This window comes from Falsiroseomonas algicola, from assembly GCF_011040385.1.
GTDB lineage: Bacteria > Pseudomonadota > Alphaproteobacteria > Acetobacterales > Acetobacteraceae > Falsiroseomonas > Falsiroseomonas algicola.
The window spans coordinates 325,658-345,347 of sequence record NZ_JAAIKB010000003.1 but is presented as its reverse complement, the minus strand read 5'-3'; the positions used below and the strand labels follow the sequence as shown (position 1 = coordinate 345,347).

Below are 19,690 nucleotides of genomic sequence, written 5' to 3'. Positions count from 1 at the left end.
CGCGCGCGCCTCACAGGATGCAGGCCACCTTGTGCCCCGGTGCCACCTCCCGCAGCGGGGGCTCGGCGGCGACGCAGGCCTCGGTCGCGTAGCGGCAGCGCGCGGCGAAGCGGCAGCCGAGGGGCGGGTTCAGCAGGCTCGGCACCGTGCCGGGAATGGCTTCCAGGCGCACATGCTCCGTCGCCGCGCGATCGATGCGCGGGATGGAGCGGATGAGGCCCTGGGTATAGGGATGGCGCGGATTGGCGAAGAGCTCGCCGACCGGCGCCTCCTCCACCACCTTGCCGGCATACATGACAACGACGCGCTGCGCCGTCTCCGCCACCACTCCCATGGCATGGGTGATGAGCAGCACGGCGGTGCCGAGCTGTTCCTTCATGTCGTTCAGCAGATCCAGGATCTGCGCCTGGATGGTGACGTCGAGCGCCGTCGTCGGCTCATCCGCGATGATGAGCCTGGGGTTGCAGGCCAGCGCCATGGCGATCATCACGCGCTGGCGCATGCCGCCGGAGAACTGGTGTGGATAGTCATGCACGCGCCGCTGCGGGCTCGGGATGTTCACCAGCCGCAGCATCTCCGTCGCCCGGTCCATCGCCGCCTTGCGCGACAGGCCCTCATGCGTGCGGACCGACTCCGCGATCTGCTCCCCGACCGTATAGACGGGGTTCAAAGAGGTCATCGGCTCCTGGAAGATGAAGCCGATCTCCTTCGCGCGGATGTCGCGCATCTCAGCCGGGCTGAGCGGCACGATATCCCGGCCCCGCCAGCCGATGCGCCCCGCCACGATCTTGCCAGGCGGCATGTCGATCAGCTTGAGAATGGTCTTGGCGGTGACGGTCTTGCCGCAGCCGCTCTCCCCCACGACGCAGAGCGTCTCCCCGGTCGCGATGCCGATATCGACGCCATCGACGGCGCGCACCCAGCCATCATCGGTCTTGAAGTGGACCTTGAGGCCGGTGATCTCGAGCAGGCGTTCCGTCACTGCACGCGCCTCGGGTCCAGCGCATCGCGCAGCCCGTCGCCGACATAGTTGATGCTGAGGACGGTCAGGAAGATGGCGAGCCCCGGGAACAGCGCCCAGTGCGGCGAGAAATCCAGGTGATCCTTGGCGTCGAAGAGCAGTCGTCCCCAGGTCGGAATATCCGGCGGGAAGCCGAGGCCGAGGAAGGACAGCGTCGATTCCGCCAGGATCGCCGCGGCCACGTCGATGGTGGCGGCGACGATCACGGGCCCCAGCGCATTCGGCAGGATGTGGCGCACCACCAGGCGGGTGCGGGATGCGCCCAGGGCCCGCGCCGCCTCCACGAATTCCTTCTCCCGCAACGAGAGGAACTGCGCGCGCACCAGGCGGGCCACGGGCATCCAGCGGAAGCCGCCGATGACGGCGACGATCAGGATGAAGACCCCGACCTCCGGCCCCACCACCTCCTTCAGGCTGTCGCGGAAGAGGTAGATGATCAGCAGCAGCAACGGCAGCTGCGGCAGGGCCAGGAACAGGTCCGTCACCCACATCAGCGCCGCATCGCCCCGCGGGCCGGACATGCCCGCCAGGGCGCCCACGACGACGCCGACGACCACCGCCACCAGCATCGCCGCGAAGCCCACGGCCAGCGAGATGCGCCCGCCATAGAGGATGCGCGCCAGCAGGTCCTGGCCGAGATCGTCCGTGCCCAGCGGATGCTCCCAGGACGGGCCCTGCAACCGCGCGGAGAAGTCGATCTCGTCGATCGGCAGCGTCCAGACCAGCGGGCCCAGCAGCACGCCCAGGATCAGCGTCAGCAGGATGACGCCGCTGACCACCGCAAGCCTGTGCTTGCGGTAGCGGCGCCAGACCTCCTGCCACGGACCGACCCGGGGGCGGCTTGCGGGGACGCTAGCTGTAGCTGATGCGGGGATCGAGCCAGCCATACAGGATGTCCGCGAGCAGGTTGAAGAAGATGACGAGGGCGGCGAAGACGAAGGTCACCGCCATGATCACCGGCGTGTCGTTGGCGAGGATGGAGGTGATCAGCAGGCTGCCGATGCCCGGCACGCGGAAGATCTGCTCCGTCACGATGGCGCCGCCGAATACCGCCGGCATCTGCAGCGCCACCAGCGTGACCACGGGGATCATCGCGTTGCGCACCACATGCTTCATGGTGACGGTGCCCTCCGTCAGTCCCTTGGACCGCGCGGTGGTGACGTAGTCCAGCCGGATCACGTCCAGCACGGCGGAGCGCACGAAGCGCGTCCAGGTCGCCCCCTGGAACAGGCCCAGCACCATGATCGGCATGATCGATTGCCGGAACTGCTCCCACCACCACCGCCAGCCGCTGGCATCGATGCCGGTGCGATAGACGAAGGGCAGCCAGTCCAGCGTGATGGAAAAGATCAGGATGAAGACCAGGCCCGTGAAGAAGGTCGGCAGGGAGAAACCCACGAAGGCCAGCGTATTCGCGACCTGGTCGAAGATCGAATAGGGCCTGGTTGCGGCGTAAACGCCCACCGGCAGCGCAATGGCCAGGGCCACAATTTGAGAAATGCCGATGACGGCGAGCGTCGTCGGCAGGCGCTGCAGGATCAGCTGGTCCACGGGGATGCGGCTGACGAAGGAATAGCCCCAGTCGCCCTTCATCATGGCCGTCAGCCAGCTGATGTAGCGAAGGTGGATCGGGTCATCCAGCCCGAGGCTGGCGCGGAGATTCGCGCGCACCTCGGGCGGGATCGCCGGGTTCGTCGTCAGCTCCCCGAAGGGATCGCCCGGCGCCAGCGCCAGCACCACGAAGAGGATGACGCTGATCCCGAGCAGGCTCGGGATCGCGATCAGCAGGCGGCGGAGAAGGTAGTTGGCCACAGGGGAAGCTCAGGCTTCCTTGTACCAATCCGCGATCATCCAGTGGTAGTTGTCCCAGCCGCTGAGGTTGGTGCGCATCGCGTTGATCTGGCCGGAGACGTTGGGCCGGCTGAGCAGCGGGATGATGTGGTGGCTGCCGCAGACGATGTCGTTCAGCCGGATCAGCTGCGCGGTGCGCTTGACCGGATCCATCTCCCCATCCGCCTCGCGGAAGACGCGGTCATATTCCTCGTTCCGGAAGCGCAGCACGTTGCGGCCCTGCCAGTTGTTGGACTTCTGGCTGACCTCCCATGACACGTATTGGTTCATGAAGGTCTGCGGATCGGCCTCCGTCATCGTCGTCGTGTACATCTGCATGTCGGCGTAGAACTTCGGATAGGTATCCGGGTTCGCGACGTCGGAGGAGAAGAAGACCGTGGCGACGACGGACTTCAGCTCCAGGTCGATGCCCGCGCGCTGCGCCGCCTGCTTGATCAGCGCCTGGGTCCGCTGCCGCGGCGCGTTGACGGAGGTCTGGTAGACGAAGCGCAGCCGGACATTGCCCTTGGCGCGGATGCCGTCGCGGCCCCGCACCCAGCCCGCGGCATCCAGCACCTCATTCGCCTTCTGGATGCTGAATTCGGAGCGCATCGCCTCCGACCGGTAGCGCGGCGGGTTGTTGAGGAAGTTGGGCGTCGCCTTGCCGGCGCGGCCATAGATGAACTGCTGCAGCGAATTCTTGTCGCAGAGGAAGTTCATGGCCTGGCGCACCGCGGGGTCGGAGAAGGCCGGATGCGTCGTGCGGATCGACGACCGTTCGCCATCCACTTCCGTGTTCGGGTCGGTGACGTTGAGCTGGATGAACTCGATATTGCCGCTGTCCACGACATTGACCTTGCCGCGGCCCGAGGCCTCGAGCCGCGCCAGCACCTCCTCCTCCACCTGCAGATTCCACGCGAAGTCGAAATCCGCGGTCTGCAGCACGGCGCGCGCGGCGGAGACGGCATCGCCGCCGCCCTTGATCTCGATCGTGTCGAAGTAGGGCCGGTTCTCCCGGTGGTAGTTCGGGTTCAGCTCGCCGCGCAGCAAATCGCCCGGCGCGAAGCTGACGAAGCGGTAGGGGCCGGTGCCGACGGGGCGCAGATTGGTCGGCGCATCGCGTGAATTGGCACCAGCGAAGTTCTGGAAGAGATGCTTCGGGATCAGCATGCCGCGCGTGGCGACGAAGGCATCAGCCCAGAAGGGCGTCGGCTTCTGGAACTCCACGCGGACGGTATGGGCGTCCACCTTGACGACATTGATGTCCTTGTAGCTGCCGGACGTCACCGTCGCATTGGCGGGATTGCGGGCGTATTCCCAGTTGAAGACGACGTCGTCCGCCGTGAAGGGCGTGCCGTCATGCCAGGTCACGCCCTGCTTCAGCTTCCAGGTCACGGATTTGCCGTCCGCCGCCAGGGTACCGGCCTCCCGGCTCGGGATCTCGGCCGCCAGGATCGGCACCAGCGTGCCATCGGCGGCCCAGCCGGCCAGCGGCTCGTAGAAGATGCGTGCCGCTTCCTGGTTGGTGCTGCCATTGGCGAAGTGCGGATTGAGCAGCGTCGCCGCCTGCCAGTAGAGGATCTTCAGTGGCCCGCCGCCGCCGCGCCGCGTCGGGCGATAGGCCGGCATGGATTGCGCGGCCGCCGGCGCCGCGCCCGTCACGGCCAGGAGCTGCGTCGCCATCGGCGCCGTCAGGCCCACGGCCGCCACGCGCTTCACGAATCCTCGTCGCGACAGCGTGCCGCGCTTCACACGGCCGATCAGCGAGCGGAGTTCGTCTTCCGTCATCCCAACTCTCCCGAATACTGCCTCATCCGGCCTGGCAGCCCGTTGTCCGGACCGTCCAGCCGCTACCCCTGTCGTCCATCACGCTACAGGATTGTGGCGGCGCCGCCAGCCATTTTCGGCAAGGCCCCGATCGCCCTTTTTCAGCGCCGCTGCCCGCCCAGTTCCTGCGCCACGATGCTGGCCCAGTAGGCGACGCCCATCGGGATGATGTCGTCGTTGAAGTCGAAGAGCGGCGTGTGGACATTGGGGGAGACGCCATCCGGCCCCGTGCCGCCGCCGAGGAACATGAAGGCGCCCGGCCGCTTCTCCAGCATCAGGCCGAAATCCTCGGCGCCCATGACGGGCGTCATGTTCCGGTCGAGCAGCGCCTCCCCCACCAGATCGGCCGCCGCCGCCATGGCGACCTCCGTCTGCTCCGGGTGGTTGACGGTCGGCGGCACGCCGCGGCGGTAGCCGACCTCCGCCGTGCAGCCATGCATCGCCGCCAGACCATGCGCCAACTCGCCGATCCGCCGCTCCAGCAGGTCCCGCACCACGGGCGTGTAGCTGCGCGACGTGCCCGTCACCGTCAGCATCGCCGGCATGACGTTCGACGCCTTGAGCGACCCGCCTGCAATCGCGCCGACGCTGAGCACGGCGCTCTCCACCGCCGGCACGTTGCGGCCGATGATGGTCTGCAGCGCGAGCACGAAATGCGCCTGCACCACCGTTACATCGGTCGCCAGGTGCGGCGCCGAACCGCCATGGCCGCCGGTGCCGTGGAACACCACCGTGAAGCTGTCCGCCGCCGCCAGCGCGGGGCCCTTGCGGATGGCGAAGCGCCCGGCCGGGATCGTCGGCTTGTTGTGCAGGCCGTAGATGGCATCGCAGGGGAAGCGGTCGAACAGCCCGTCCTCCAGCATCGCCTTGGCGCCGCCACGCCCTTCCTCGGCGGGCTGGAAGATCAGGTGGACGGTGCCGGCAAAATCCCGGTTCGCCGCGAGATACTTCGCCGCCCCCAGCAGCATCGTCGTGTGGCCGTCATGCCCGCAGGCATGCATCAGCCCCGGCGTGGTGGAGGCCCAGGGCTTGCCCGTCTGCTCCTCGATCGCCAGCGCGTCCATATCCGCCCGCAGCCCGATCACCCGCTGGCCCGGCAGCGTGCCCTTGATGGTCGCCACCACGCCGAGCTTGCCGATCCCCGTCGCGACCTCGATCCCCAGCCGCTCCAGGTAGCGCGCCACCAGGGCGGAGGTCCGATGCTCCTCCATGCCAAGTTCGGGATGGGCGTGGATGTCGCGGCGGATGGCGGCGAGTTCGGGCTGCCAGGCCTGCACGGCCTCGATCACGGAAGCGGCGGTCATGCGGGGGCTCCTGCCTGCCAAGGTGGGAAGCCTAGGCCCCTCGCCGCCCGGCTTCCTAGCCCCCTTCGCGACCCCAATGGCTCAGCAGCCAGAGGGTGTTGTCCCAGGCGCTCAGCACGGGGCGCAGCGCGTTCGCATGCGCGTTGACGCGCGGCCGCCCGACCAGCGGGATGACGTAGCCATCGGCCAGGACCAACGCGTTCATGCGCAGGAACAGGTCGGCACGGCGGATCGGGTCCAGCTCCCCCTCCGCCTCCCGGAACAGCCGGTCATACTCGGGCGAGCGCCAGCGATAGATATTGCGGCCCTGCCAGCGATTGGCGCGGCTTGCCATTTCCCAGGACACGAACTGGTTCATGAAGCGCTGCGGGTCCGCCTGCGTCATCACCGTCGTGAACATCTGCAGGTCGGCGTAGAACTTCGTGTAGGTATCGGGATTGGCGACGTCGGAGGAGAAGAAGACCGTGGCCGCCACGGCCTTCACCTCCACATCGATGCCCGCCCGCAGCGCGGCCGCCTTGATCAGCGCCTGGGTGCGCTGGCGCGGCGCGTTGACGGAGGTCTGCAGCACGAAGCGCAGCCGCACGCCGTCCTTCGCGCGGATGCCATCCGGGCCGCGGCGCCAGCCCGCCGCCTCCAGCACCTCATTCGCGCGCTCCACGCTGAAGGCGCGGGAAGGCTGGGGCGGGCGGAAGCGGGGCGGGTTGTTGAGCACATTGCCGGTGGCGGGGCCGCCGCGGCCATAGATGAACTGTTCCAGCGCGTCGCGATCCACCAGCAGGCCGATCGCCTGGCGCACCGCCGGATCGGACAGGGCGGGATGGGTGGTGGAGGCGTGCGACCGCTCCCCCTCCACCTCCCGGTTGGGGTCGGTCGGGTTCAGGTGCAGCAGTTCGATGTCGCCACCCTCGATGAAGACGACGCGTCCCCGCCCGGCGGCTTCCAGGCGCTTCAGGATGTCGTCCTCCACCGCCAGGTTCCAGGCGAAGTCGTAGTCGGCGGTCTGCAGCACGGCGCGCGCGGCACTCGTCGCATCGCCGCCGCCCTTCACCTCCAGCGTGTCGAAGAAGGGGCGGGTGGGCAGGTGGTAGTCGGGGTTCAGGCTCGCATGCAGCACATCGCCCGGCGCGAAGGAGACGAAGCGATAGGCCCCCGTGCCGACGGGCCGGAGGTTCGCCGGCGCATCGCGCGATGCCGCGCCCACGTAGCGCTCGAACAGATGCTTCGGGACGATCAGGCCGCGCGATCCGACGAAGGTCTCCGCCCAGAAGGGCGTGGGCTGGCGGAACTCGACCCGCACCGTCAGGTCATCGACCTTCACCACCGTCACGTCGCGATAGCTGCCGGCCGTCACGGCCGCCGTGGCGGGGTTGCGGGCGTAGTCCCAGTTGAAGACCAGGTCATCCGCCGTCAGGGCCACGCCGTCATGCCAGCGCACGCCGGGCTTGATCTTCCAGGTCACGGACCGGCCATCCGGCGCCAGCCCGCCATTCTCGATGGAGGGGATCTCCGCCGCCAGCACCGGCAGCAGCGTGCCATCCGCCGCCCAGCCCGCCAGCGGTTCGTAGAAGATGCGCGACGCATCCTGGTTGGTGGCGCCGGTCGCGAAATGCGGGTTCAGCAGGGTCGGCGCCTGCCAGTAGAGCAGCCGGAGCGGGCCGCCGCCGCCACGCCGGACGGGCTCGGCACCGGGGGCCTGCGCCGCCGCGGGCGACACGCCCGCCAGCGCCATCACCTGCGTCGCCATCGGCGCGGTCAGGCCGAGGCCCGCAAGGCGCCGGAGGGCATCGCGGCGCGACAGCACGCCCCCGCGAATCAGGTCGAGGAGGTGGCGCAACCGGTCTTCATGCATGCACCCAGTCTTCGCGCCGGGCGGCCGGTGTCAACCCGCCTTGTCACCCTGTCAGGCGGGGCTGCGCCTCCTCCCGCGCCGCGACGGCGATGCCGATGATGCGCTCGATCTGCGCCTCCGTATGGTCGGCCATCACGTGCAGCCGCCAGCGGGCGCTGTAGCGTGGCACCTCCGGATGCTCGACCAGTTCCACCAGCCCGCCGCGCGCGATGGCGGCGCGGGTCAGGCGCCGCGCATCGGCGATGGCGCCGATCTCCACCGGCACGATGCCGCTTGGCCGCCCCGGCACGGTGAAGGCGCGCGCCGCAAGGCCTTGGCGAAGCTGCAGCGCATTGGCCATCAGCCGCCGCCGCCGCTGCGCGCCCTCCGCCGACCGCAGCAGGTCGAGCGCGGCCAGCACGATGCAGGCCTGGACGGGGGAGAAGGCGGTGGCGTGCTGCAGCGGCCCGGCAAAGGCCAGCAACGCCGGCTTCAGCCCGCTGGCATTGCCGGCCACGAAGCCGCCCGCGCTGCCGAAACTGGCGGCGAAGGATCCGACGACGATGTCGACCTCCCCCGCCAGCCCCTGTTCGCCCAGCACGCCGAGGCCGCCATTCCCGATCGCGCCCAGGTCATGGCCCACGCAGACCATGAAGGTGGCGCCGTGTTCGCGGCAGGCATCGCGCAGCGCCCGCAGATCGTGCTCCCCGCTATCGGCGGCGCAGATCGTCTCCGCCACGACCAGCAGGCCGGCCCGCGGATGGCGCAACCGCAGCAGGGCGAGGTAGGCGGCGACCGCGCCGGGATTGCTCTGGGACACGGCATGGCGGTTCGGTGTGGCCCGGGCCGAGGCCTCCCGCAGCGCGGGATGGGCGGCGGGGTCCAGGATGATGTGATCCTCCTCCCGCAGCAGCGTCGTCAGCACGCTGTGGGTGGCGGCCCAGCCGGAGGGGAAGACGGTGGCATCGCGGCAGCAGAGCAGGTCCGCGATCCGCTCCTCCAGCACCTGCTGCGGCAGGCTGCCCCCCTGGACGCTGACGGGCCCTGAGGCCCCGAGGCCCCAGCGGCCGATCGCCTCCTTCGCCGCCTGCGCCAGCGCCGGATGGGTGGAGAGGGAGAGGTAGTCCGGGGAGGCGAAGTTCACGCCCCGCATCCGGTCCTGGCCCCGCGTCAGCACATGGGCTTCCGGGCCGACCCGGTCCAGCATCACCCGCGGCTGGGCATCGAGCCCCGCCGCCATCCTGGCCTCCCAGAAGGCCTGGTGCCTCTCCCACCGGTCGAGCAGGTCGGGCCCTTCCCGCTCCAGGTAGTCGCCGGCCACGGTCTCCAGCTCGGGCAGGCCGCGTTGGTCGTCGTTCATGGCGCGCATGGCGGTTCTCCTCATGGGAACACCATGCATGGGCGGCGTTCGCCGAACGTTAGACGGGCGTTAACGGCGCCTTACCGCCACGTTGCCAGGGGGGCGCGACGCGTGGTGGATTGTTGCAGGGCGATATCCACCGCCCCGAAGCCGCCGCCCCGCAATGCCCGAAACCGCGCCCACCGGAATGGTCATGACGAGCATGAGCCCGCTGGCGATCACCGCCAGCGCCGCCCCGGCCGAGCCCACCCCGCGCCCGATCCTGGCGATCGGCTGCCTCGGCGGGCTGACGCTGGGCTTCGCCGGCGGGCCGCTGCCGCTGGCGGGGCGCAAGGCGCGGGCGATGCTGGCCTTCCTGGCGCTGGAAGCCGGCACGGCCGCGGTGCCGCGGGACCGGCTCTCCGGCCTCTTCTGGCCCGACGTCGCCGAACGCCAGGCCCGCAATTCGCTCCGCCAGACGCTGTTCGAGCTGCGGGAGGCGCTGGAGAAGCGCGGCTGCGACGCCCTGGCCGCGGGGCGGGACGAGGTGGGCCTTGCCCCCGGCGCCTTCGCGCTCGACCTCGACCGCGCGCTGCACGCCATCGGCGCCGGTGAGCTGCCGGACCTGCTGCGCAGCCAGCCCGGCTGCATCGACCAGATGCTGGCGGGCTACGAGGATCTGAGCCCCCTCTTCGCGGAATGGCTGCAGGCACGCCGCCGCACGGCGCTGGCGCAGGTGCTGCATGCGCTGGAAGCGGCCTATGGCGATGCGGCCCATCCCCGCGCCGTTCGCCGGCAGATGGCGGAAGCGGCGCTGCGGCTCGACCCCACCCATGAAGCGGCCTGCCGGGTCGCCATGCGCCTGGCGGCGGAGGATGGGGAGCTCGGCGTCGCGCTGCGCCACTACGGGGCGCTCTACGAGCATCTCGGCAGCGAGCTGGACATGGAACCCTCCGCCGCCACCCAGGCGCTGGCGGTGGAGATCAAGCAGGGTCTGGTGGAGGGCCAGGCGGAGACCGCCTGGCGCGCCCCGGCCGCCGCCCGTGCCGCCGCCGCCGGCTCCGCCTGGTCGGACGACGTGCCGCGCGTGGCCGTGCTGCCCTTCCGCGCCATCGGCGCCGACCCCGTCCCCCGCTGGTTCGCGGAGGGGATGGTGGAGGAGGTGATCTGCTCCCTCGCCGCGATGCGGGAGCCCGTGGTCATCGCGGGCCGGCGGCCGGAGGATGCGGAGGCCGGCATCGACGCGCCCGCCGCCGGCGCCGCGCTCGGTGCGCGCTACGTCGTCTCCGGCACCGTGCGCCGGGCGGGGGAGGCGCTGCGCCTCAATGTCCAGCTGACGGCGGTGGAAGGCGGCACGGTGGTCTGGGCGCGCGCCTTCGACGCGACCGATGCCGGGCTCTTCGCCGCGCAGGACGCCATCGCCGCCAGCGTCGCCAATACCCTCGCGCCCCGGGTGCAGGAGATCGAGCTGGGGGAGGCCGCCCGCCGCCCGCCCGGGGCCATCGGCGCCTACCACCTAGTCCTCCAGGCCCGCCACATGATGGCGGCGCTGGAGGAGAGATCCTTCGAGCAGGCGGGTGCGCTGCTGCGGCGCGCCATCGCGATGGATGGCCGCTACGCCATGGCGCATGCGACGCAGGCCGCCTGGCTCAGCCTCTGGGTCGGGCAGCGCTGGTCGAAGGACGTGGCGGGCGACACCGCCGCGATGGACACCGCCGTGGCGCGCGCCATCGCGGCGGATCCGCAGAATGCTCGGGCGCTGTCGCTGCTCGGCCACAACCGCACCACCCGCCACCGCCGCTATGACGAGGCGCTGCGCCTGCTGTCCCGCGCGCTGGACCTGGCGCCGAACGACGCGACGGCCTGGCTGCAGAGCAGCCCGACCTACGCCTATCTCGGCGATGGCGCGGAAGCGGTGCGCCGCGCGGAACGCGCGCTGTCGCTGGCCCCCGACGACCCCTTCCTGTTCCGGACCTTCCACTTCCTCGCCATCGCCCATTACGTGGCCGGGGATTTCGCCACCGCCGTCGAACATGGAAGGCGGTCGCTGGCGCTCAACCCACGCTACCTCTCCAACCTCCGCGTCACCGCCGCCTCCCTCGCCGCGCAGGGAGAGGTGGAGGCGGCGCGGATGCTGGCGCGCGACGCGCTGGCGCAGCAGCCCGGCTACCGCGTCCGCGCCAGCCTGGCCCAGCACCCCTTCAGCGACCTGGGACGACGAGAGACCTACGAACGCCAGCTGCTGCTGGCGGGCTTCCCACCCTAGCCATCCACCCGGATGGCCGGGACCTGACCATCCTGCCGCGAGGCAGGCCCTTCGAGGATCACGGATATGAAGAGATCAAGTGGCGACGGGGGCATGTCCCCTGGCGGGCGGGTTGGCGCGCGCGATGGCGGCATGCGGCCGGAAGGCCCGGGCGGCGGCGGCGGGCTGCCGATCGACGGTGCTCTGGAAGGCCCCTCCACGCCGGACGACGACCAGCTGTCCCAGGCCGAGGTCACCGGCAAGCTGCCCTTGATCCTGGGCGCCGCCTGGCGGCCCGGCCATTGGGACCCGACGCTCCGCGCCATGCCGATCCTCGCCGCCTTCGCCCGCAGCGGCTGGGAGAAGGTGGCCCTGTCCCCGCCCGACAACAGCCAGAAGGCGCTGGAACAGGACATCGCCGCGCTGCTGAACCTGGTCTACATGCGGGAAGACCGGATGGACGAACTCGTCGCCCAGTCCGGGGAGCCCGCGCGCTACTGGGCGCAGCTCTTCAGCATGACGCCGCAATCCCATCCCGCGACCTGGACGCTGATGTCGGCGGCCATGGCGGTGGCGCATATGGTCTGCATGCACTGGAAGTCGGTCTACAACCGGCCGCGCCCGCCGCAGGTCTATCCGGCGCTGATGCCGCCCATCCCGGTGCCGCCGCACCCCTCCTACCCCAGCGGCCACGCGCTGCACGCCCACCTCATCGGCCTCACGCTGGCGGAGGCCTGCCCGGCCATGGCGCCAGCCTGCCGCACGCTGGCGCAGCGCCTGGCCGTCAACCGCCACATCGCCGGCGTGCATTTCCCGAGCGATTCGGAAGCCAGCGAACGGCTCGTGCACGGCGTGCAGGGCAAGGGGCCGAGCATCTGGCGCAGGCTGCGCCCGGTGCTGGACTCCGAGATCTGGGCCGGGGAGCCCACGCCGCTGGCCGCGGCCCAGGCGGAATGGGGTGGCGTCAGCGCCGGGCCGGCGCCCAAGCCACCGGCGGGGGGCTGAGGCCATGTCCGGCACCGGCCGCTACGCCACGGCCGACTACCTGCGCCTCGCCGCGCGGATCGGCCTCAGCCGGGGGGAGGCACAGCGCCTGGCGGAAGCCGGCGCCTGCAGCCCCCGCACGCTGCATTGCCGCATCGAATCCAACCCCTCGCTGCTCGAGGGCAGCGCCGAACGCCGCGCGGCCATCCTGCACGCGGCCGCGGCGCAGTCCGAGCCGCGGGAGATCCGGGCCCTGGCCGCGCTGCGGCGCCGCCTGCTCGCGGCGGTGCCGGGTGCCGTCCCGCCCATCCCCCTGAACACCACGCCCGCGAAGGCCGCTGCCATGACCGAAAACGCCAATCGCCGCCCCGCGCCTCCGCGGGACAGGCCCCGCCTGGACGGCCCCGCCATCACGCTGCTGGGCGAGGCCCGGTGGCGTCTGCGCGAACAGGGCCGCCGCCCCACCTGCATCCCCTTCGCCGTCACCGCCATGCTGGAACATCCGCACCACCTGGACGGCGACGATGATCCTGACCTGTCGGAGCAGTACCTGTTCTGGGCAATGAAGGAGCGCAGCCCCTCCGGCCAGGCGGAGCCGGAGCATCACAAGCTGCGCCAGGCGATGGAGGCGCTGTCCCTGGCCGGCATCTGCGCGGAGGCCGACCAGCCCTACATCGCCGCGCTGCCCGACCCCGCCTGGGCCACCGGGGCGACGCCCTCCCCCGCCGTGCAGGCCAAGGCCTACAAGGATCGCTGGACCGACCCGGTGATCTATGATGACGAGCCCGAGGATTCGCAGGGCCCCGGCACGGCGGCGCGCCTGCTGGCGCTGCTGCGCCAGGGCCGCGCCACCGCGATCGCCCTCCCGATGATGCGGGACGCCGCGGCGGCGCCGGGCGAGAACAACTGGCGGTCCCGCAGCGCGCTGCTCTACGGCAAGGTGCCGGACCCGGTGCCGGGCGCGGTGGAGGATGGCGGCCACGCCGTCTGCATCCTGGGCTTCCTGCCGCATGCGCGGGAACGCCGGGGCGGCTACTTCCTGTTCCGCAACAGCTGGGGCGCGCGCTTCGCCGAGTTCCCGCACACCGACATCCAGGACGGCCTGCCACCGGTCGGCCGCCAGGGCTACGGCTACCTCTCGGCGAACTACGTCGACCGCTGGTGCTGGGAGTTGCTGTCGCTGGCGCCGGCGGAGGCCCGCATGCGCGACCACGGGCGGCGCCTGGCGGGCTGCTGACCCCCGGACTGCCCCCGGATTGCCGGGCGCCCCGGGCGGGACAAGACTGGCCGCGACCAAGGAGGACGCGGCCCGTCATGAAGCTCACCATCTCCCCCAACAGCCCCTATGTCCGCAAGGCGCGCGCCTGCGCCATCCAGCGCGGGATCGAGCATCTGATCGAGCCCTGGCTGGAGGCGGGCAAGGACCCGGCGCTGCCGCGCCTCAACCCGCTGTCGAAGGTGCCGACGCTGGTGACGGATGACGGCGTCGCGCTGTTCGACAGCCCGGTCATCTGCGAATACCTCGACAGCATCGGCACGGCGCCGCCGCTCTTCCCGCCCGCCGGCCCCGCGCGCTGGAACGCGCTGCGTCAGCAGGCGCTGGGCGATGGCATCCTCGATGCCTCCCAGCCCCGGCGGCGGGAGATCGCGCTGCCGCAGGATGAGGGAAGGCGAAGCTACATCGAGCTGCAGCAGGGGAAGGTGGCCCGCGCCGTCGATGCGCTGGAAGCCGAGGCCGGCACGCTCGGCGCCCTGACGACGATCGGGGAGATCACCATCGCCTGCGCGCTCGGCTACCTCGATTTCCGCTATGCCAACGAACCCTGGCGGCCGGGGCATCCGACGCTGGAGGCCTGGTACGCCCGCGTCTCCCGCCTGCCAGCCATGGCCCGCACCGCCCCGCCCCCGGCGTGAATCGCGCGATGACCAAAACTTGTTCGCCGTGCCCCCTTGATAGTCACGCGGTCGTAACCCGTTAGCATTTCGCCCGTAGCTTCTGCTCTGGCGGTCAAACAGGCCGCCAGGTTGCAGGAGGGCCGAATGGCCAACCACAAAACGACGCCAACGGGGCGTGCAAGCCCTTTCGCCGAAGACGAGATCATCGTCACGAAGACGGATCCGAAGGGTCGGATCCTCTACGCGAACGAGGTGTTCCTGTCGGTTTCCCGCATGTCGCTGGCTAGCGTGCTGGGCCAGCCCCACAGCATCGTCCGTCACCCCGACATGCCGCGCTGCATCTTCGAGATGATGTGGAAGACGATCGCCGCGGGCGGCGAGTTCTTCGGCTACGTCAAGAACATGGCCTCTAACGGCGACCACTACTGGGTCTTCGCGCATGTGACGCCGAGCCGCGACGCCGGCGGCGCCATCACCGGCTTCCATTCCAACCGCCGCAAGCCCGACGCTGCGCAGATCGCGCGCATCGAGCCGCTCTACCAGCGCCTGCTGGCGGCGGAGCATGCACAAGCCGACCGCAAGGCCGGCCAGCGCCAGGGCGCCGAGTTGCTGGCCGCCTTCCTCGCCGAAAGGAGGCTCAGCTATGAGCAGTTCGCCTTCTCCGTCTGACCGCCGCTTCCTGCCGCCCATGGCGCTGATCGGCGTCGCGGGCGCCATCACGCTGGGCGAAGCCGCCTGGGGGCTGGTCGCCACCCCGCCGGGGCCGCTCGGCACCGTGGTCGCCGCCGCCCTGGTGCTCGCCCCGCTTGGCGCCGCCGCCTGGCGCCTGCGGCGGGAGGAAGCCGGCATGGCCGAGATCGCCCGCGTCGCCACCGCCGCCTCCCGCGGCGACCTGGAGGCGCGGATCATCGGCGTGCCGCCGGCCGGCCCCCTCGGCCGCCTGCAGCGGGGCGTGAACCACCTGCTCGACATCACCGACGCCTTCGTGCGGGAAGCCGGCGGATCGATGAAGGCCGCGAGCCAGGGTGCGCATCACCGCAAGGTGCTGCTGCGCGGCCTGCCCGGCGCCTTCGCCGCCGCGGCCGCGGACATCAATGCCGGCGGCGCGGCGATGGAAGCCAAGGCGCGCGCCTTCGCCGACTTCGCCACGCAGTTCGAGTCGGAGGTTGGCGAGGTCGTCTCCGAAGTCGCCAGCGCCGCGGCGTCCATGCGCAACAATGCGGAATCCCTGTCCTCCGGCGCGGCCCGCAGCGCGGAGGAAGCCGCCACGGCGGCCTCCGCCATCGGCAGCACCGCCGCGGAGACCAATGCGGTCGCGGCGGCGGCGGAGGAACTCTCGGCCTCGGTCAGCGAGATCAGCCGCCAGGTGACGCGCGCTTCCACCATCGCGCGCAAGGCGGTGGAGGAGGCGCGCCGCACCGATGCCAGCGTCACGGGCCTGTCGGCCGCGGCGGCGCGGGTCAACGAGGTGGTGCGGATGATCGCCGACATCGCCGGCCAGACCAACCTGCTGGCGCTGAACGCGACGATCGAGGCCGCCCGCGCCGGGGAGGCCGGCAAGGGCTTCTCCGTCGTGGCCAGCGAGGTGAAGGCGCTGGCCGCCCAGACCGCGCGCGCCACCGACGACATCGGGCGCCAGATCGCGGAGATGCAGGCGGCGACGCAGGGTTCCGTGGATGCGCTGCGCAGCATCAGCGCCGCCGTGCACCAGACGGACGAGGTGGCCAGCGCCATCGCGGCCGCGGTGGAGGAGCAGGGCGCGGCGACGCAGGAGATCGCGCGCAGCGTCCAGGGCGTGGCCGCCGGCGGCGCCACCGCGGCCACGAGCGTCGAGGGTGTGGGCGAGGCGGCCGCCACCACTGGCCGCGCGGCGCGGGACGTGCTGGCGGCCTCGCAGGGGCTGGCCGAGCAGGCGGAACGCCTGCGCAGCGGGGTTGGAACCTTCCTGCAAAAGGCAAGGGCGGCCTGACCATGCATTGCGCAGATTTCACGAAATAAACTAAGTGTTGAACTGCCGGGGCGGCTACACGGTGCCGAGCGGCGACGGCCCCCCCGCGCTCGCCCCGCCTCGCCTCCCCCCGAAATGCCTAAGGCCCGCGGGCCCGACGCCAGGAAGACGCCCTTGCCGATCACGGCCGCACTCGGCGGCACCCCGTTGCGCGAGGCCATCCGTCTGGCGCTGCTGTCGCCCGCGGGCTTGCTTGGGCGGTTGAGCCGTCTCAGCACCCTGGCGCTGCTGAGCCTGAGCGTCGTCGGCGCCTGGGCCCTCGCGCTCACCGTCGCCAGCCAGACAGGCCGGACCGCGGTCGAGGCCGGCTTCGAACGGGCTGGCGCGGAAGCGCTCGCCACGGAGCAGTTCGCCCGCAAGACCATCGTCATCAGCGGCATGCTGCGCAACCAGGCGCAGCGCTGGCTCACCTATTCGCAGCCGGGCGACGCTGGCCGGCGGGCCGATGTGGAGACGACGATCCGCGCCATCCTGGACAATGCGGAACTCGGCATCGCCCAGTTCGGCATCGTCGATGCCAAGGGTGACGTGCTCTGGCACTCGGCTGGCGGCCATGCCGGCTTCTCGGTCGGTGAGCGCGATCATTTCCGCCGGCATCGGGATGGGCAGGTCGGCCCGATCTTCGGCCGCCCCTCGCCCGGGCGCGACCGCCTGCTTCCCGTATCCTGGCGGCTGGCCGATGCCGATGGCGGGTTCGTCGGCGCCGCCATCGCGCTGCTGCGCCCGGCCGACATCGCTCCCCTGCTGGCCAACATCGTCGAGCGTGACGGAAGCCTGTCGGCGCTGGTGCGGCTGGAGGGAGAGTTGCTGGCGGGGAGCCACCGCGCCGCTCCGCTCATCGGGCAGCCCGTGCTCGGCGACCCCATGCGCGAGGTCCTGATGCGCGACGGCATCTTCCGGCGAGAGGGCCCTGTGGTGCAGGGCGGACCGGACCGGCTGACGGTCGGCCGGCTGGTGCCGGGCACCAATCTGGTCGCCATCGGCGCCGTCGATGCGTCGCAGACGCTGCAGACGGCGAGACTGCTCGAAGGCACGGCGTATCTGGCAGCGATCGGCTTCACCGGACTGGTCATCCTCTGCGCCGTGCTGGTGCTGGTGGCGGAACGCGCGCGCCACGCGGCAACGGAAGTCGCCGTCCTGGCGGCAGGGCAGGCGGAGTTGCGGCGCCTGCACGCCAGGCTGCCTGCCGTGATCTTCCTGCGCGATGTCGCCGCCGACGGATCCTCCCGCCTCACCTACCGCGCCGGCGACATCGGCGGCGTGACGGGCTGGACGGATGGCGCCTTGGATGACGTGGAGGACTGGACCTACCTCTACGACGAGCATGCGCCGCCGCGGCAGGAGATGGTGAGCCGCGTCCTGCGCGACGGCAGCGCCAAGCACCATTGGCGCCTGCGCCAGCCCGATGGCAGCTGGCGCCATGTGGTGATGCGCATGGAGCGCCTGTCCCGCCGTCCCGATGGCGGGGGCGAGATCGTCGGCTACCTCCGCGACGCCAGCGCCGAGCATTCGGCGCTGGAAAGCGCGGCGGCGGCACGGGAGGAACTGGACGCCACGCTCGCCCTGGCGCCGGTGGTCGTGTTCCGCGCCCGCGCCTGGACCTGCGCCGCCTGCACCTGGCGCCATGGCCGCGGCTGCTACCGGGAGGACTACATCAGCGGCAGCCTGGAACAGGTGACCGGCTGGAGCGAGCAGGCGCTTTCCTCCGCCGGCGGCCTTGCCGCCGTGCTCTCCCCTTTCGACACCGTGCTCGAGGGCATCGAGGCCATGAAGCGGGAGGGTGGCTGGTCCGCCGACCTCACGCTGCGCCGCCCCGACGGCACGACGCTCACCATCCGCATGACCACGCGCGTGGTGGCGCGGCCCGATGACAGCGCGCTGGACTTCGTCGGCTACCTCGTGGACGTGACGGCGGAGCGCGAGGCCAAGGCCCGCGCCATCACCAGCGCGCGCCTCGCCTCGCTGGGGGAGGTCTCGGGCGGCCTGGCGCATGAGCTGAAGCAGCCGTTGCTGGCCATCGGCCTGGCGGTGTCCAACACGCAGCAGGCGGCGGAGAAGGGCGACCTGGCGGCGGTGCGCGCGCGGCTTGGCCGCATCTCGGGCTACGTCGCCCGCGCGGCTTCCGTCGTCGATCACCTGCGCCGCTACGCCCGGGGCGCTGATGAGGACGCGCCGATGGTGCCGGTGCCGGTCAGCACGGCGCTGGACGGCGCGCTGGCGGTGCTGGGAGGCACGCTGCGCGATGCCGGCGTGACGCTGCGCGTGGAGATCGGCGACCCCGTGCCGGCGGTGCTGGGCCAGCTCGTGCCGCTGGAACAGGTGCTGGTGAACCTGATCGGCAATGCGCGGGATGCGCTGGCATCGCGGCAGGCCGGCAGCCCGCGGCTGGTGACGGTGACGGCGGAGCAGGAAGGCGATGCCGTGCTGATCACCATCGCCGACAATGCCGGCGGCATCCCCGAGCGCGTGATGGCCCGGCTGTTCCAGCCCTTCGTCACGACCAAGGGGGAGGATGCCGGCACCGGGCTCGGCCTCTCCCTCTGCCAGGGACTCGTGCACCACATGGGCGGCACCATCGCCGCCAGCAACGAAGGCGGCGGCGCCGTCTTCCGCATCCGCCTGCCGGCGGCACCCTCCCCGGCTTGACGCCCCGCGCGGCCCGGGCGCATGCCCGGCCCATGCCGAAGCGCGCCCCGGAGACCAGCCTCTACGCCGCCGTGAAGGCGCATCTGGAGCGGCTGGGGCTGGAGCCCAAGGGCGAGGTGCTGGGCTGCGACGTGGTGGCGCTGGGCGCGGGCGACCCGCCGCTGCTGGTGATCGCGGAGATGAAGGGCGGCTTCACGCTGGAACTGCTGCTGCAGGGCGTGGACCGCCTGGCGGCCTGCGACGAGGTCTGGCTGGCCGTGCCCGCCACCCGCAAGGGGCGGGACCGGGACCGCCGCGCGCACAGGCTCTGCCGGCTGCTGGGCTTCGGCCTGCTGGCGGTGCTGCCCGGGACGGGCCGCGTGGAGGTGCTGGCGGAGCCCTCGCCCTATCGCCCCCGGCCCAACCTGCCGAAGCGGTCCCGCCTGCTGGCGGAGCACCGGAAGCGGCGCGGCGACCCGACGCCGGGCGGGGGCAACCGCAAGCCCATCATGACCGCCTATCGCCAGGCGGCGCTGGCCTGCGCCGGCGCGCTGCGGGACGGGCCGGCGACGACCCGCGCCGTGAAGGCGGTGGTGCCGGACGCGCCGACCATCCTGCTGCGCAACGTGCATGGCTGGTTCGAGCGCGTGAGCCGCGGCACCTACCGCCTGACCTCGGCGGGAGAGGCGGCGCTGGCGCAGGACTGACCTTCGCCTTCGAACATGCTTGGCATCTTCGAAAATCCGTGCCCTACTCCGCCCGCGCGCCCAACCGCGCCAA

The 19,690-nt window shown here is 71.4% G+C and carries 15 protein-coding genes; 8 read left to right on the top strand and 7 right to left on the bottom strand.

All coding sequences use genetic code 11. The features are described 5' to 3' along the window. Window positions 1–10: 10 nt before the first annotated feature. From G3576_RS10210 to G3576_RS10180, 7 genes are all read right to left on the bottom strand, one after another. Window positions 11–982, bottom strand: a complete 972-nt coding sequence (locus G3576_RS10210) for an ABC transporter ATP-binding protein (RefSeq protein WP_164694280.1) — start codon at window positions 980–982, stop codon at window positions 11–13. After that, window positions 979–1,908, bottom strand: coding sequence for an ABC transporter permease (locus tag G3576_RS10205; RefSeq protein ID WP_164694279.1), 930 nt, complete (start codon window positions 1,906–1,908; stop codon window positions 979–981). Before G3576_RS10205 ends, G3576_RS10210 begins: the two co-directional genes overlap by 4 nt. Then, window positions 1,874–2,833 (bottom strand): ABC transporter permease, encoded by a 960-nt coding sequence (locus G3576_RS32540; RefSeq protein ID WP_164694278.1) that lies wholly within the window; start codon window positions 2,831–2,833, stop codon window positions 1,874–1,876. Before G3576_RS32540 ends, G3576_RS10205 begins: the two co-directional genes overlap by 35 nt. 9 nt (window positions 2,834–2,842) lie before the next feature. Next, complete coding sequence (locus G3576_RS10195) at window positions 2,843–4,639, bottom strand: peptide ABC transporter substrate-binding protein (protein ID WP_164694277.1); 1,797 nt, start codon at window positions 4,637–4,639, stop codon at window positions 2,843–2,845. Window positions 4,640–4,779: 140 nt separating this feature from the next. Beyond that, on the bottom strand, window positions 4,780–5,982 hold the full coding sequence (locus G3576_RS10190) for a M20 aminoacylase family protein (RefSeq protein WP_164694276.1): 1,203 nt from the start codon (window positions 5,980–5,982) through the stop codon (window positions 4,780–4,782). Window positions 5,983–6,037: 55 nt separating this feature from the next. Further along, window positions 6,038–7,834: a peptide ABC transporter substrate-binding protein gene (locus tag G3576_RS10185; RefSeq protein WP_164694275.1), complete on the bottom strand. Its 1,797-nt coding sequence runs from the start codon at window positions 7,832–7,834 to the stop codon at window positions 6,038–6,040. Window positions 7,835–7,877: 43 nt separating this feature from the next. Next, window positions 7,878–9,182 (bottom strand): aminotransferase class I/II-fold pyridoxal phosphate-dependent enzyme, encoded by a 1,305-nt coding sequence (locus tag G3576_RS10180; RefSeq protein WP_164694274.1) that lies wholly within the window; start codon window positions 9,180–9,182, stop codon window positions 7,878–7,880. A gap of 184 nt (window positions 9,183–9,366) precedes the next feature. Here G3576_RS10180 and G3576_RS10175 point away from each other — a divergent pair, with 184 nt between their 5' ends. The 8 genes from G3576_RS10175 (at window position 9,367) to G3576_RS10140 (ending at window position 19,617) form a co-directional block, all read left to right on the top strand. Then, window positions 9,367–11,418 carry a BTAD domain-containing putative transcriptional regulator gene (locus G3576_RS10175; RefSeq protein ID WP_164694273.1) on the top strand — a complete coding sequence of 684 codons (2,052 nt, stop codon included), beginning with the start codon at window positions 9,367–9,369 and terminating at the stop codon, window positions 11,416–11,418. A gap of 66 nt (window positions 11,419–11,484) precedes the next feature. Continuing rightward, window positions 11,485–12,402 carry a phosphatase PAP2 family protein gene (locus tag G3576_RS10170; RefSeq protein WP_164694272.1) on the top strand — a complete coding sequence of 306 codons (918 nt, stop codon included), beginning with the start codon at window positions 11,485–11,487 and terminating at the stop codon, window positions 12,400–12,402. A 4-nt stretch (window positions 12,403–12,406) separates the two neighbouring features. Continuing rightward, window positions 12,407–13,618: a C1 family peptidase gene (locus tag G3576_RS32265; protein ID WP_164694271.1), complete on the top strand. Its 1,212-nt coding sequence runs from the start codon at window positions 12,407–12,409 to the stop codon at window positions 13,616–13,618. 77 nt (window positions 13,619–13,695) lie between these two features. Continuing rightward, window positions 13,696–14,295, top strand: a complete 600-nt coding sequence (locus G3576_RS10160) for a glutathione S-transferase N-terminal domain-containing protein (protein ID WP_164694270.1) — start codon at window positions 13,696–13,698, stop codon at window positions 14,293–14,295. 126 nt (window positions 14,296–14,421) lie between these two features. After that, a complete protein-coding gene (locus tag G3576_RS10155; protein ID WP_164694269.1) occupies window positions 14,422–14,946 on the top strand; it encodes a PAS domain-containing protein in 525 nt (174 codons plus the stop codon). After that, window positions 14,921–16,246, top strand: a complete 1,326-nt coding sequence (locus tag G3576_RS10150) for a methyl-accepting chemotaxis protein (protein ID WP_164694268.1) — start codon at window positions 14,921–14,923, stop codon at window positions 16,244–16,246. Before G3576_RS10155 ends, G3576_RS10150 begins: the two co-directional genes overlap by 26 nt. A gap of 153 nt (window positions 16,247–16,399) precedes the next feature. Beyond that, on the top strand, window positions 16,400–18,931 hold the full coding sequence (locus G3576_RS10145) for an ATP-binding protein (RefSeq protein ID WP_164694267.1): 2,532 nt from the start codon (window positions 16,400–16,402) through the stop codon (window positions 18,929–18,931). Window positions 18,932–18,963: 32 nt separating this feature from the next. Next, window positions 18,964–19,617 carry a DUF2161 family putative PD-(D/E)XK-type phosphodiesterase gene (locus tag G3576_RS10140; protein WP_164694266.1) on the top strand — a complete coding sequence of 218 codons (654 nt, stop codon included), beginning with the start codon at window positions 18,964–18,966 and terminating at the stop codon, window positions 19,615–19,617. The last annotated feature ends 73 nt before the right edge of the window (window positions 19,618–19,690 follow it).

Excerpts from the sequence above, each read along its gene's own strand:
- G3576_RS10155 (WP_164694269.1), top strand. The coding sequence starts at position 14,422 with ATGGCCAACCACAAAACGACGCCAACGGGGCGTGCAAGCCCTTTCGCC.
- G3576_RS10140 (WP_164694266.1), top strand. The coding sequence starts at position 18,964 with ATGCCGAAGCGCGCCCCGGAGACCAGCCTCTACGCCGCCGTGAAGGCG.
- G3576_RS32265 (WP_164694271.1), top strand. The coding sequence starts at position 12,407 with ATGTCCGGCACCGGCCGCTACGCCACGGCCGACTACCTGCGCCTCGCC.
- G3576_RS10175 (WP_164694273.1), top strand. The coding sequence starts at position 9,367 with ATGACGAGCATGAGCCCGCTGGCGATCACCGCCAGCGCCGCCCCGGCC.
- G3576_RS10160 (WP_164694270.1), top strand. The coding sequence starts at position 13,696 with ATGAAGCTCACCATCTCCCCCAACAGCCCCTATGTCCGCAAGGCGCGC.
- G3576_RS10150 (WP_164694268.1), top strand. The coding sequence starts at position 14,921 with ATGAGCAGTTCGCCTTCTCCGTCTGACCGCCGCTTCCTGCCGCCCATG.
- G3576_RS10195 (WP_164694277.1), bottom strand. The coding sequence starts at position 4,639 with ATGACGGAAGACGAACTCCGCTCGCTGATCGGCCGTGTGAAGCGCGGC.
- G3576_RS10185 (WP_164694275.1), bottom strand. The coding sequence starts at position 7,834 with ATGCATGAAGACCGGTTGCGCCACCTCCTCGACCTGATTCGCGGGGGC.
- G3576_RS10170 (WP_164694272.1), top strand. The coding sequence starts at position 11,485 with ATGAAGAGATCAAGTGGCGACGGGGGCATGTCCCCTGGCGGGCGGGTT.
- G3576_RS10180 (WP_164694274.1), bottom strand. The coding sequence starts at position 9,182 with ATGCGCGCCATGAACGACGACCAACGCGGCCTGCCCGAGCTGGAGACC.
- G3576_RS10205 (WP_164694279.1), bottom strand. The coding sequence starts at position 1,908 with ATGGCTGGCTCGATCCCCGCATCAGCTACAGCTAGCGTCCCCGCAAGC.
- G3576_RS10190 (WP_164694276.1), bottom strand. The coding sequence starts at position 5,982 with ATGACCGCCGCTTCCGTGATCGAGGCCGTGCAGGCCTGGCAGCCCGAA.